The sequence below is a fragment of the Prevotella sp. HJM029 genome (genome assembly GCF_000599605.1).
Lineage (GTDB): Bacteria > Bacteroidota > Bacteroidia > Bacteroidales > Bacteroidaceae > Prevotella.
Genome location: NZ_KK082670.1, coordinates 46,565 through 59,528 on the forward strand (window position 1 = coordinate 46,565; position 12,964 = coordinate 59,528).

At 48.7% G+C, this 12,964-nt stretch carries 14 protein-coding genes; 10 read left to right on the top strand and 4 right to left on the bottom strand.

Annotation, left to right across the window (positions count from 1 at the left end; translation table 11 throughout):
• Positions 1–3: 3 nt before the first annotated feature.
• On the top strand, positions 4–213 hold the full coding sequence (locus tag X919_RS0110800) for a hypothetical protein (RefSeq protein WP_028900114.1): 210 nt from the start codon (positions 4–6) through the stop codon (positions 211–213).
• A gap of 588 nt (positions 214–801) precedes the next feature.
• Here X919_RS0110800 and X919_RS0110815 read toward each other — a convergent pair.
• Positions 802–1,083, bottom strand: a complete 282-nt coding sequence (locus tag X919_RS0110815; RefSeq protein ID WP_028900115.1) for a GNAT family N-acetyltransferase — start codon at positions 1,081–1,083, stop codon at positions 802–804.
• Between the two features lie 172 nt (positions 1,084–1,255).
• Between X919_RS0110815 and X919_RS0110820 the strand changes: the two genes are divergently transcribed.
• The 9 genes from X919_RS0110820 to X919_RS0110865 all read left to right on the top strand — a co-directional run bounded on the left by X919_RS0110820 (position 1,256) and on the right by X919_RS0110865 (position 10,026).
• Positions 1,256–2,611 (top strand): MATE family efflux transporter, encoded by a 1,356-nt coding sequence (locus tag X919_RS0110820; protein WP_028900116.1) that lies wholly within the window; start codon positions 1,256–1,258, stop codon positions 2,609–2,611.
• A gap of 4 nt (positions 2,612–2,615) precedes the next feature.
• Positions 2,616–3,239 (top strand): cytidylate kinase-like family protein, encoded by a 624-nt coding sequence (locus X919_RS0110825; protein WP_028900117.1) that lies wholly within the window; start codon positions 2,616–2,618, stop codon positions 3,237–3,239.
• Positions 3,236–3,742 carry a metallophosphoesterase family protein gene (locus tag X919_RS0110830; RefSeq protein ID WP_028900118.1) on the top strand — a complete coding sequence of 169 codons (507 nt, stop codon included), beginning with the start codon at positions 3,236–3,238 and terminating at the stop codon, positions 3,740–3,742. The genes X919_RS0110825 and X919_RS0110830 overlap by 4 nt, the downstream gene beginning before the upstream one ends.
• Positions 3,743–3,748: 6 nt before the next feature.
• Positions 3,749–4,900, top strand: coding sequence for a dTDP-glucose 4,6-dehydratase (rfbB, locus tag X919_RS0110835; RefSeq protein ID WP_028900119.1), 1,152 nt, complete (start codon positions 3,749–3,751; stop codon positions 4,898–4,900).
• Positions 4,901–4,973: 73 nt separating this feature from the next.
• A complete protein-coding gene (purT, locus tag X919_RS0110840) occupies positions 4,974–6,134 on the top strand; it encodes a formate-dependent phosphoribosylglycinamide formyltransferase (RefSeq protein WP_028900120.1) in 1,161 nt (386 codons plus the stop codon).
• A gap of 15 nt (positions 6,135–6,149) precedes the next feature.
• Positions 6,150–6,590: a sugar 3,4-ketoisomerase gene (locus tag X919_RS0110845; protein ID WP_371212592.1), complete on the top strand. Its 441-nt coding sequence runs from the start codon at positions 6,150–6,152 to the stop codon at positions 6,588–6,590.
• Positions 6,578–7,516, top strand: a complete 939-nt coding sequence (locus X919_RS0110850) for a GNAT family N-acetyltransferase (RefSeq protein WP_028900121.1) — start codon at positions 6,578–6,580, stop codon at positions 7,514–7,516. Before X919_RS0110845 ends, X919_RS0110850 begins: the two co-directional genes overlap by 13 nt.
• Positions 7,513–8,616 carry a DegT/DnrJ/EryC1/StrS family aminotransferase gene (locus tag X919_RS0110855; protein WP_028900122.1) on the top strand — a complete coding sequence of 368 codons (1,104 nt, stop codon included), beginning with the start codon at positions 7,513–7,515 and terminating at the stop codon, positions 8,614–8,616. Before X919_RS0110850 ends, X919_RS0110855 begins: the two co-directional genes overlap by 4 nt.
• 528 nt (positions 8,617–9,144) lie before the next feature.
• Complete coding sequence (locus X919_RS0110865) at positions 9,145–10,026, top strand: DUF6261 family protein (protein ID WP_371212593.1); 882 nt, start codon at positions 9,145–9,147, stop codon at positions 10,024–10,026.
• 155 nt (positions 10,027–10,181) lie between these two features.
• On the opposite strand, the gene X919_RS0110870 is transcribed toward X919_RS0110865, so the two are convergent.
• Genes X919_RS0110870 through X919_RS0110880 form a run of 3 tightly spaced genes read right to left on the bottom strand, consistent with a single transcriptional unit; the run spans position 10,182 to position 12,936 of the window.
• Positions 10,182–10,772, bottom strand: a complete 591-nt coding sequence (locus tag X919_RS0110870; RefSeq protein ID WP_028900125.1) for a LutC/YkgG family protein — start codon at positions 10,770–10,772, stop codon at positions 10,182–10,184.
• 3 nt (positions 10,773–10,775) lie between these two features.
• Positions 10,776–12,170 carry a lactate utilization protein B gene (locus X919_RS0110875; RefSeq protein ID WP_028900126.1) on the bottom strand — a complete coding sequence of 465 codons (1,395 nt, stop codon included), beginning with the start codon at positions 12,168–12,170 and terminating at the stop codon, positions 10,776–10,778.
• 28 nt (positions 12,171–12,198) lie between these two features.
• Positions 12,199–12,936, bottom strand: coding sequence for a (Fe-S)-binding protein (locus X919_RS0110880; RefSeq protein ID WP_028900127.1), 738 nt, complete (start codon positions 12,934–12,936; stop codon positions 12,199–12,201).
• Between the last annotated feature and the right edge of the window lie 28 nt (positions 12,937–12,964).

Consider the following 12,964-nt stretch of genomic DNA (forward strand, 5'->3'; position numbering starts at 1 on the left):
TATATGAATTATTTAGGTTTCGATTTCAAAACCAATGTAGGAAACTTGGGAAATGATAAAATTGTGTTGGCTATCCCAAATGGAGCGGGCGTTTGTGCACCGCCGTGCATGCTTCTTATTGTGTTGTTAATCCTGAATAAAGCCGATGTTTATGCTGCCACGGTGCATATCTCCCGATGTCGCTTTGCCGCAAAGTTAGCCGTTTTCAGTTGAAAATTATTATTATTTATAGCAATGGCTGTTGAAAATCTATTCGTTTTTTTCAATGCGGAGACGCTACTATTAAGGCATAAAATCAAAATACAAAGATTGCACTTAAATAAGTTCAAGGCTCGAACAAATAACATAAGTAATATTTATAAGGATGTATCCTACAGTTAATATTTTTTCTCTTCGTATTTTTTGATGTCTAACCTGCCACAAAAAATAGATTTCTATGCATGTAAGTACGACTACTATCCACAAAAGTATTCCACGAAAATGCATAACCTTGAAATGCTTACTGATGGAGATAACAAGGAAGATGATTATGTTAAGCAGTGATAACGCGTAATAGTTCATGCTATATATATTCAAATTAAAATTCTTGTTTAATATAAAAAATAAAATTGAGCCTCTGCAATTTTTATATTGAGAATGATATTATGAGATTTTTATTGGACAATGCAAAAATAGAATTTTTAATTTTAATTTCAAACAAAAAAAAGGGCTATTTTTATTGATTTTGTAAATATAACAAACAAAATCATACCATTATAATTTTTGTTCTTTAAATTTTTCTTGTTATTTTTGTAAACGGAACTACTCCACTTTCACATCATCATAGGCCGCATCGCGTGCAAACATCTTCACAACATAAGGGCAGACGGCACGCAGTTTCTTTTGATGGAGACGCGCATAGCGTGCCACTTCGTCTAACAACATTTTTGCAATGCCTTTTCCTTGATGGGCTGGTGCTACAACAGTGTGTGTAATTGCCATCACATCACCTTGCCACTCATAGTCGATATGGCCATAGTTTTCATTGTTTGCGCTGATGAAAAAGCGGCCCCCTTGCGGTGTTTCCTCGTGTCTGAACGTCATATTCTTTTTTGTTTGATAATCATTACCTACTCTGTTTTGCAACGCTTGTTTCCACTTTAGTGTTGAAAATGCGTTATTATTTGGGACAAAGGTAGGAAAAGTTCCCTTTCATCAAGCCTTTTTATCGTAGGAATGTGAAACAAGAATGAAATTTATTTCGTACTTTTGCAACATGGACAATAAAGAGGCCACCCTACAGTTAGGAACACAACCCGTTGGAAAATTATTGCTACAATACGCGTTACCCGCTATTGTAGCCATGACGGCTGCATCGCTTTACAACATTGTGGACAGCGTTTTTATTGGCCAACGTTTAGGTCCTTTAGCCATCTCGGGCTTGGCCATCACTTTTCCTTTTATGAATTTGGCCAGTGCCTTTGGTGCAGCGGTGGGCATAGGTGCCGCCACTTCCATCTCGGTGAAGTTGGGACAAAAAGACTATGCTACGGCAGAAAACATCTTAGGGAACACCATCACCTTGAACTTGATTATCGGTATCGCATTTTCGATTGTCACACTTTTATTTCTCGACCCCATACTTTTGTTCTTCGGAGCAAGCCACGCCACGTTGCCTTTTGCACGCGACTACATGGTGATTATCTTAGCGGGTAACGTATTTTCGCACATGTATTTTGGCATGAATGCCATCCTTCGTGCGGCAAGTAAGCCCCGCTTAGCAATGTTTGCCACCATCTTCACCGTGCTGATGAACACGCTGCTCGACTACATTTTTATCATTCTTTTTGACTGGGGCATCGCCGGAGCGGCCTATGCCACGATATTGGCACAGATTATTGCGTTGGTGTGGCAGATGAAAGTGTTTAGCAATTCCAAGGAGTTGCTGCATTTGAAGCGCGGTATCTATAGGCTACGCCGCGACTTAGTGAAGAATATCATCAGCATAGGCATCTCGCCGTTTGCCATGAATGTGTGTGCTACCGTGGTGGTTATCTTCATCAACTTGCAGTTGGTGCATTATGGCAACGACCTCGATGTGGGTGCATTCGGGATCGCCAACCGCATCATTATCATTTTTGCGATGCTCGTAATGGGTGTGACACAAGGCATGCAACCGATTGCTGGATATAATTATGGTGCGCAGAAGTTAGATAGAATGTTGCGTGTGGTGAAGCTATCGATGGTTGCAGCTACCGCCATTATGACCGCCGGATGGCTCATTGCCATGTTTGGCCCCTATTATTGCGCACGCGCATTCACGAAAGACCCCACGCTCATTCAATTGGGCATCAAGGCCATTCGTCTCGCCATGTTGGTTTATCCTATCGTGGGCTGCCAGATGGTCATCACAAACTTCTTCCAAAGTATTGGCAAAGTGAAGGTGAGCATCTTTCTCTCTTTGTCCAGACAATTATTGATTTTACTTCCTTGTTTGGCCATTCTGCCCCTGTTTTATCATGTGGATGGCGTGTGGTATGCCATGCCGACGAGCGATTTTATTTCAACCGTTATCGCTGCATGGATGATGAAACATTATATGAAGAAATTCCAACAACAACAGCTACAATAAACACATGGAGAACAAGAACATCATCCTGAACATTGGAAGGCAGATTGGGAGCGGTGGACATATCATCGCAACACAACTCGCTACTTGCTTTGGTTATCAACTCTATGACCGCGAGTTGCTCAACTTAGCTGCCAAAGAAAGTGGATTTAGCGAGAAGTTTTTTGAACAAAACGACGAGAAGACGGGCTTTTTCCGCACGCTGTTCCACGCTAACGTGCCGCTCATCGGCGAAAACAACTTCTATAAAAACGACCTATCCCAAGAGAGCTTATATCAGTTTCAAAGCGATGCGATTTTAAAAGCCGCAGCCGAAGGCAACTGTATCTTTGTGGGAAGGACCGCTGATTACATCCTCCGCGAGCACAAAAACAGGCTCGATATCTTTGTGACAGCCGACCTCAACGACCGCATAGCACGCGTGATGGAACGCAGAAATTGCAACGAAGAAGTGGCACACAAGTTTATTACGGCAAAAGAAGAGGCACGCGCCACCTATTATAATTACTACACCGGTAAGCGATGGGGCGCGGCCAACAGCTACGATCTCTGCGTGAACAGCAGCCGATTGGGTTTAGAGGAGACGGCAAACTTCATTGCAGCCTTCGTTCGACAACGCTTCAACCTATGAAGAAAATCGGCATCATCAGTGACACACACGCTTATTGGGACGACAAATATGAGCAATATCTATGCGAATGTGACGAGATTTGGCATGCAGGTGACATCGGTTCCTTGGCGTTATGCAATCGCTTCGAGGCGATGGGGCCTCAGTTCAGAGCGGTCTATGGGAACGTTGATGGATATGATATTCGCGCTCGCTACCCCGAAGTTTTGCGCTTCAAATGTGAGGAGGTTGACGTGCTGATGAAACATATTGCCGGCTATCCCGGGCGTTATGATAGTAGCATTCGACAGACGATATACGCCAATCCGCCGCAGCTTTTCATCTCAGGACATTCGCATATCTTAAAGGTGATGTCGGACAAAAACCTCCATCTGCTCCACATCAATCCCGGTGCGGCAGGCTTGCAGGGCTGGCATCAGCAACGCACACTCGTGAGGCTCACCATCAACGGCAATAAGTTTGATGATTGCGAAGTGATTACATTAGGAACAAAACAAATTAAATGATAGTTTATGAAAACGTATCTTGTAACAGGAGCTGCCGGCTTTATCGGCGCTAATTTTGTGAAGTATTTGCTTCATAAGAAGTATAAAAACGATGAAAATGTGAAGGTCGTGGTGCTCGATGCCTTGACCTACGCCGGAAATCTCGGTACGATTAAAGATGACATCGACGGTAAACGCTGTGTTTTCGTGAAGGGAGACATTCGCGACAGCCAACTCGCCGAACAGCTCTTTGCGGAACACAACATCGACTTCGTGGTTAACTTTGCCGCCGAGAGTCATGTTGATCGCAGCATCGAAGACCCACAACTTTTCTTAAGCGTTAACATCTTAGGCACGCAGAACTTGTTAGATGCGGCAAAGAAAAGCTGGATGACGGGAAAGGATGAGCAAGGTTATCCCACGTTTAAGGCCGGAAAGCGCTATCATCAAGTATCTACCGACGAGGTTTACGGTTCGCTGGGCGCCGAAGGTTACTTTACAGAGCGCACGCCACTATGTCCACACAGCCCATACAGCGCGAGCAAGGCCAGCGCCGATATGATTGTCATGGCTTATCACGATACCTATCATTTGCCCACCACGATTACGCGCTGTTCCAACAACTACGGCCCCTACCACTTCCCGGAGAAGCTCATTCCGCTGATGATCAACAATATCTTAGAAGGGAAACCGCTCCCCGTCTACGGGCAAGGTTTAAACGTGCGCGATTGGCTCTATGTTGAAGACCATTGCAAGGCGATTGACTTAGTTGTGCGCAAGGGACGCGATGGCGAAGTGTATAATGTTGGCGGACACAACGAGATGACGAATATCGACATCGTGAAACTCACCATCGAAACCATCCGCAACATGATGGCAACGCAGAAAGAACTTCGCGCGGTGTTGCGCAAACAAGTTAAGGATGCGCAAGGCGATATCGACATCAGTTGGATTAATAATGACCTCATTACTTACGTTGCCGATCGATTGGGACACGACCAACGCTATGCGATTGACCCAACAAAAATCAAACAAGAGCTTGGTTGGTATCCGGAAACGAAGTTCGCAGATGGTATCGTGAAAACCATCGAGTGGAATCTTGCTCATCAAGAATGGATCAAGGAAGTTACCTCGGGGGATTATCAACGCTACTACGAGGAAATGTACGGAAAGAAATAGAAACAACAAAAAGGTGTCTATCGCAAGCAACTTTCTGCATAGACACCTCTACTAACCTCAAACCGCAACAACAATGAAAAAGATTATGCTATTAGGGTCGGGTGAATTAGGCAAAGAATTCACCATCGCGGCCAAGCGGGCGGGTCTCTATGTCGTGGCCTGCGACAAATATCCCTTTGCGCCAGCCATGCAAGTGGCCGATACGTGTGAAATATTCAATATGCTCGATGGCGCAACCTTGGCGCAAGTTGTCGACAAGCATAAGCCCGACATCATTGTCCCCGAGATTGAAGCCATCCGAACCGAGAAGCTCTTCGATTTCGAAAAGCAGGGCATCCAGGTGGTTCCGTCGGCACGCGCAGCCAACTTTACGATGAACCGCAGAGCCATTCGCGACTTAGCATCGCGCGAACTGGGCATCCGCACAGCCAAGTACCACTATGCCAAGACATTTTCCGAGTTTAAAGCCGCAGCCGAAGACATTGGATTCCCATGCGTCGTTAAGCCACTCATGAGTTCAAGCGGTCACGGACAAAGTTACGTGCATAACGAAGCTGAATTAGAACAGGCTTTCCATGATGCCATGGAGGAAGGCCGCGGCGATGTGAAGGAAGTGATTATCGAAGAGTTTATCGACTTCGATTCCGAGTTTACTTTGCTCACCGTCACCCAGAAACATGGTCAAACGCTCTTTTGTCCCCCTATCGGACACACGCAACAAGGTGGCGATTACCGTGAAAGCTGGCAACCCTATGCGATTGACGCTTGCGCGCTCAAGCAAGCCGAAGCCATGGCTGGAAAGGTGACCGAGGCACTCACCGGCTACGGCATCTGGGGCGTAGAGTTCTTTAAGACCAAGCGCGGAGAGATTATCTTCTCAGAACTTAGCCCACGTCCTCACGACACAGGCATGGTGACGCTCGGCCACACCACCAATCTCAGCGAATTTGAATTGCATCTCAGAGCCATCATGGGATGGCCCATTCCCGCCATCCATCTGGAGCATTGCGGCTGCAGTGCGGTGGTCTTAGCAAAGAAGACGACCGACAGCGCGCCCGAATATCACCTCGACACAGCCCTCAGCGAGGATAGAACGCGCGTGAGGATATTCGGAAAACCCACGCAGCACATTGGCCGCCGCATGGGGATTGTGCTCTGCTATGACGAAGTGGGGAGCGACATCGATGCGCTAAGGAGCAAAGCCAAGCGCCTCGCCCAAACCATCATTCCGTAGACCTCCACAACGAAAATGACCCCCGTAACCCCGCAAGAGATGCGTGGCGCAAACGAAGCCCCACGCATCTATTTCAACAAGATTGCCGACGAACGCGGCAATCTTTTTGTCGCTGAAGTGGCGAAACAACTCCCCTTCGCCATTCAGCGCGTCTTCTTCATCAACCATGTGCCCACAAATGCCACGCGTGGTGGTCATGCCCATTTGCAATGCAGCGAAGTGATTGTGCCCATTTGTGGCTCGTTTGTGGTGACCTTAGACGATGGCACGCAACGTTGCGACTACGTGCTGAACCGCCCCCAACAAGGCTTGCTCATCGAAAAAGGCATGTGGAGCCAGCTCAGCCACTTCTCGCCCGACGCCATCTGCCTTGTACTGGCCGAAGATCTCTATAATACCGAGGGCTATATCAACGATTATGCCCACTTCAAGGCCTATCGACAATGTTTGAAGTAAGCGCCTATCAGCCCAGCCAAGCCGCCGAGTGGGATTCCTTTGTGCACACGGCTAAAAACGGTCTTTTCTTGTTTCTTCGTCCTTACATGGACTATCACAAGCAACGTTTCACCGATCATTCCCTCATGGTTTATCGCCACAACCAGCTCTATGCAGTGCTCCCTGGCCATGCCGTGGGGCGCACGTTTTATTCCCATCAGGGACTCACTTTCGGTGGACTGCTTTTGCAACCTTCGGCCACGTGCGCGCCTGTCGTCGATGTGTTCACACAAATTCTGGCTCATCTAAAAGCTTGTGGCTTTCAGAAAATGGTCTATAAACCTGCGCCATGGCCTTTCCACAGCCTTCCCACCGAAGAAGACCTTTATGCCATCTTTCGCACGGCACATCCACAACTTGTTGCTCGAGAGGCCTCTACCGTTATTAACTTGCAACAGCCTCTCGCCTGGCGGAAAGACCGCCGCACGGGGGTTCGCAAGGCTACAGCCGAGGGTATTATCGTCGAAGAAAGCCACCGCTGGGAAGATTTTTGGCTGCTACTCACCGAAAACCTGCAACAACGCCACCACACCCTGCCGACACACACCATAGAAGAGATGCGCTTGCTGCACGCACGGTTTCCACAAAACATTCAACTCTTTATCGCACGACAAACTGCAACGCTACTTGCTGGGGCTGTCGTCTACGACTATGGCGCCACCGTGCACACGCAATATCTTGCCACGAGCAAGCTTGGTCGCCAGCAGCACGCCCTCGATGCGCTGTTGCACAAACTTATTACCGAACGTTATGTGCATCGCGACTATTTTGACTTTGGCAAATCAACCGAGCACGAAGGTCGCTACCTCAATACAAACTTAATTTACCAAAAGGAAGGTTTTGGCGGACGAACAATCTGCTGTGACACCTATGAATGGACACTATGAATATTGAATATCTTCCCTTGCGCCAACTCAATGCACGCTTCCGCGACACCATCAACCATGCAACCCAGCAGCTTCTAAGCAGCGGACGTTATCTTAAGGGCGATGCCACCGCGCAATTCGAAAAAGCCTATGCTCGCTACATCGGCACGCAACATTGCATAGGTTGCGGCAATGGCTTCGATGCCTTGCAGCTCATCTTCCGCGCTTATATCGAATTGGGAAGGCTGCAACCGGGCGACGAAGTGCTTGTGCCAGCCAACACATTCATCGCCTCAATCCTCGCCATCACCGAGAACGGGCTCACACCCGTGTTGATTGAACCGCGCATGGCCGATATGCAAATCGATGATAGCTTGCTCGAGTGCGCCATCACATCGCGCACCCGCGCAGTGTTGTTGGTGCATCTCTATGGCATTTGTGCCTATACCGACACCATCAAGCAGCTTTGCGACAAGCATCAGCTGCTGCTCATCGAGGACAATGCGCAAGGCCACGGCCTATTGTTCCGCGGCCAACACACGGGCAGTCTCGGCGACGCCGCTGCGCACAGTTTCTATCCCAGCAAGAACCTCGGCGCGCTGGGCGATGCAGGTGCCGTCACCACCAATGATGAGCGATTGGCGTTTGCGGTGCGCAGCATAGCCAATTATGGGGAGCGAAAGCGCTATGCGAATGACTATCGCGGCCTTAATAGCCGCATGGATGAATGGCAAGCGGCTATTCTCTTGGATAAATTGCAACAGCTTGACGCCGACAATGCACTCCGCAAAGAGGTTGCACGGCAGTATCAAGCCCATATCAATCACCCACAAATTATTTTCTTACCTGCGCTAAACTCGGTCTATCATGTTTTTCCTATTTTCTGCACACAACGCGATGAGTTACAACGCTATCTTGAGGAAAACGGCATCGAAACCCACATCCACTACCCTATTCCTCCTCACAAACAACGCTGTTTCTCGGCATGGAACAGCCTCCACTTGCCTATTACAGAGCGCATTGCACAAACGGAACTAAGCTTGCCCTGCCATCCACTCATGACTGAAGAAATGACAAGCTTCGTAACGAATGCGCTCAATCGATTTCCCTTTGCGCATTAACCTTTTTGCGTTATTCGATATATTTTTTTTCTTTTTCTAAGCATTTTTCTTGGTTTTTTAGATGTAAACCTTTATTTTTGTGGTGGAGGAATGAACCTTCCAACTAAAAAACCAAAGTGTATGCAAGAAAAGACAACAAACCTAACAGCCTCTATGCAAGGAACCTTGTATGAAGCAAATTTCAAAAATCGGCATCCTTGCGGAACACTCCGCAAGTCATTCCTGAATGGAAACACGTTTGCGGAACACTCCGCAAGTCAATTCCCGAATGGAAACACATTTGCGGAACACTCCGCAAGTCAATTCCCGAGTGGAAACACGTTTGCGGAACACTCCGCAAGTCAATTCCCGAGTGGAAACACGTTTGCGGAACACTCCGCAAGCCAATTCCGAGTGGAAACATGTTTGCGGAACACTCCGCAAGTCAATTCCGAGTAGAAACACGTTTGCGGAACACTCCGCAAATAAGTCTAAAAATGAAAATCTATTGAATAAATTATTTTTTAACTATTTTATAAACGAAAAAATATGAATATGAAAAAAATCCAGAATGTTGATTTAGCTCACCTAAACAATGGAGCTCATTTTTTATTTATTACTGACGCGGTGAAACGTGTTACAGCCGACACAAAGGTAAAGGCGAAAGTCACTGCAGAGTTGACAACCTTAGAGAACGCTTTGAAAGCTGAGGACAAGGCTTTGAAGCTTTCCCAAGCAAGTGCGCTAAGCCACGACATCAAAGCGGCCGACAAATTGCGTGGGAAATACTATCGTGCCTTACAAAGGGCTATCGAATATTATAAGAACCACCCCAATGCCGAGCTTGAGAAGCATGCCAAACGCTTGGGAATGTTGGTAAAGGAGTATGCGATTGACCCCAAAATGCAGTTAGACCGTGAAACAGGCCTATTGCTCAACCTCATTGATGATTTGCAAAACAAATTTACGACAGAGGTGACTGCCCTTAACTTGGTCGAGGTGGTAGATGCATTGAAGCAGGCCAACGACAAGTTGCGCACACACTCCGAGTTGCGTGCGAACGAGCGCGCAACGAAAATGACAGGGCAGTTGCGCACTGCGCAAGACGACGCAAACAAGGCCTATCGCATATTGGTGGACAAGGTGAATGCCTTTATCTTAATTGAGGGCGATGCCGAGTATGCGGATTTTGTCGATAAGATAAACGAGCAAGTAAGCCACTACAAGAAAGAGGTATTGCCGAGCAATAAGAAAAAGGACGAGGGCAAGAATCCTGCCCCTGACAAGAAACCGGGAGGCGACAAGAAAAAGCCGGATGACGCAGGCAAGAAACCTGATGGCAAGAAACCTGAGGATGGCGGAAATCCAGAGGATAAGAAGAAGAACGGTGGAAAGGATCATGGCGAGGTGGAGATTACACCTAAAAAATAGCTACGTAGCTGTGTCGCAATGTTATCGCCGCATGGCAACTGAATAGCGGCACAATGTCTCTCGATTAAACAAATGCGGATAGACTTCATGAGTCTATCCGCATTGTTCTTTAAACATTGGTTCCACTTTGAGGAGACATGCGCAAGTCGCAACCACTACTGTTTTTCGTCGTCGTCAATCAACACAATCGTAGCCGAACGGCTCGCCTGCGCTCCCATGACCAACGCTTGCTCGATGTCGGCCGTCTTGCTGGGACCGCTGATAAACGTACCGAAGCCGTAGTCGGTCATTTTGATGCGGCGATAGGCCTCGTGCATGTTGCTCACGAGCGCCTTGCTTGAGAGCAAAATCACAAGGTTCTCGGCGATGAAACACACGGCTTTCTCCTTCATCGTTTGTGGCACCCAAATGCAACCATTCTCTGCGACACCCAGCGCACCTTGCACGATGCCCACATCCGTACCATCTAAATCGGCCGCTTCGGCCACGCTGTCGGGATTTACATCGGCTTCGATGCCCGCCACGTTGCTGGCAAAGCGCTTGGCATTGGGGTAGTCCTTCCGAATGATAGCGTTGAGATCGTCGCCGACTGCGGCCTCAATCACTTGCCCGCCGACAGCTTCCGAGGTCTCAATGAACTTGCGCTTAACGTCGTCGAACGTGAGCGGATTGATGTCGATAGCTGGCATATCGAACGGCGTCACCTGCTTGCTGTGCAGGCGTTTCAGAAATTCTTCCTTTTTCATCGGTTACTTCTTTTTGTGTTTCATCCCATCCACCTTTCCTTCTTTCCACAACTGATGGAAGGACTTCTTAGCAAACTCGGGCTTCGTATGCCCAATGCCCCAAGGGTTCAATCGCGTGAAATGGGTCATCGACTCGGGCACGAGATTGGCCAAAGGTGCCATGCGCAACGCCGCCTGATAAAGGTCGGGGTGCTCAAAGAGCACATCCATCCCAACGGACATTTCGCGCTTCAGCGGATCGGCCTTTCCAATCTGCGACAAGCTTTGGCGCCAGATATAGATTTGGCTTCCGGGCGCCACCTTGGCTGGGCAGACGCTATCACAGCTCAAGCAGAGCGAGCAGGCGCTTACGTTGTTGTACTCAAACGTGGGATTGTGCATCATGCCAAGACTGACGCCTATCGGCCCTGGAATGACATAGGTATAGCTGTGTCCGCCACTGCGCCGATAGACGGGGCAGGTGTTCATGCAGGCTCCGCAACGAATACATTGCAGGATTTGCTGGTGCTCCTCGCTTTCTAAGATGTTACTGCGGCCGTTATCGACCAGCACCACATGCATTTCTCCTTCCGGACGTGCCTGTCGGAAGTGCGAGGTGAATGCGGTGGCGGGCTGTCCTGTGCCGCAACGCGCCAACAGACGATGGAAGACCGCCAGACTCTCATAGTTGGGCACAAGCTTCTCTATGCCCATCGCCACAATGTGGAGTTTGGGTATCGAGGTGGCCATGTCGGCATTCCCTTCGTTGGTGCACACCACAATGTCGCCTGTGTCGGCCACCCCAAAGTTGCATCCTGTGAGGCCGGCCTCTGCTTCCATGAACTCATGGTGCAAACTGAGACGCGCACAATGTGTGAGATAGCTCGGGTCGTCGTTTCCCTTCTCGTGTGAGATGCCCTCTTCCTCGAAAAGGTCGCCCACCTCTTCGCGCGTTAAGTGGAGCGCAGGCATGACGATGTGACTGGGGCGTTGCTTCTTGAGTTGCACAATGCGTTCGCCTAAATCGCCTTCAACAACATCGATACCCTGTCCGATGAGATAAGGATTCATCGCACATTCCTCGGTGAGCATCGACTTAGACTTGATGAGCTTCTTCACGTTGTGTGCGCGCAGAATATCAAGCACGATGCCATTGAATTCGTTGGCATCGGCCGCCCAATGTACGATGACGCCGCGCGATTCTAAGTTTGCGGTGAACTGCTCTAAGTAGTGGGGAAGATGCGTGATGGTGTGTTTCTTAATCTTACTGGCCAAGTCGCGCAGCGCTTCCCATTCGGGTAGTTGCGCAGCTGCGGCGTCGTGGTCCATGCGCACCTTCCAGAATGTCTTGTCGTGGCGCGTCACCTTCTCGGGGTTTTTGTTGAATGCCGCAGCATTCTTTGCATGTAGTGTACTCATTGCTCGTTTCTTCTTGGTCTACATTCTGTTATAATCCAGCGGCCAGAATCTGGCTGACATGCACAAACTGTATGGGGTTCTTCTTGCGCTTTGCAATACCAGCCATGTGCATGAGGCAACTACTATCGGCACCGGTGACATATTCAGCTCCCGTAGCGATATGGCGTTCAATCTTGTCTTCGCCCATACGAATCGACACAGCGGTTTCCTCGATAGCAAACATCCCACCAAAGCCGCAGCACTCATCCTTGCGTTCGGGCTCGCGCACAGTGATGTCCTTCATCAGTTTTAAGAGATCGACAATCTTATTATAGGGCGCGATGTGCTCCTCGGAAGGTGCGGAGAGGCGCAATTCGCGCACGCCGTGACAGCTGTTGTGCACGCTGACCACATGTGGGAAGCTTCCAGGCAGCGCTTTAATCTTGAGCACATCATGCAGGAACGCGACGATGTCCATGGTCTTTGCGGAGGCAAGACAGGGGTGCTCGCCCTTGAGCAAGCGCGGATGGAAGAACTTCACATACGAGGCGCACGATGCGGATGGGGCTACAACGTAGTCGACATCAGTAAACATATCGTTAAACTTCTTGGCCAAGGGCTCGGCCATGTCTTCAAACCCGGCATTACCCATGGGCTGACCGCAACAAGTTTGTTTCTCGGGGTAAACCACCTCGATACCAAAGTGCTTTAATAATTTGAAGGTTGCGATGCCCGCTTCGGGATACATCGCATCGACGTAGCAAGGAACAAACAGTCCTACTTTCATAATGTTTTGTAAAAAATCAATCTTCTTG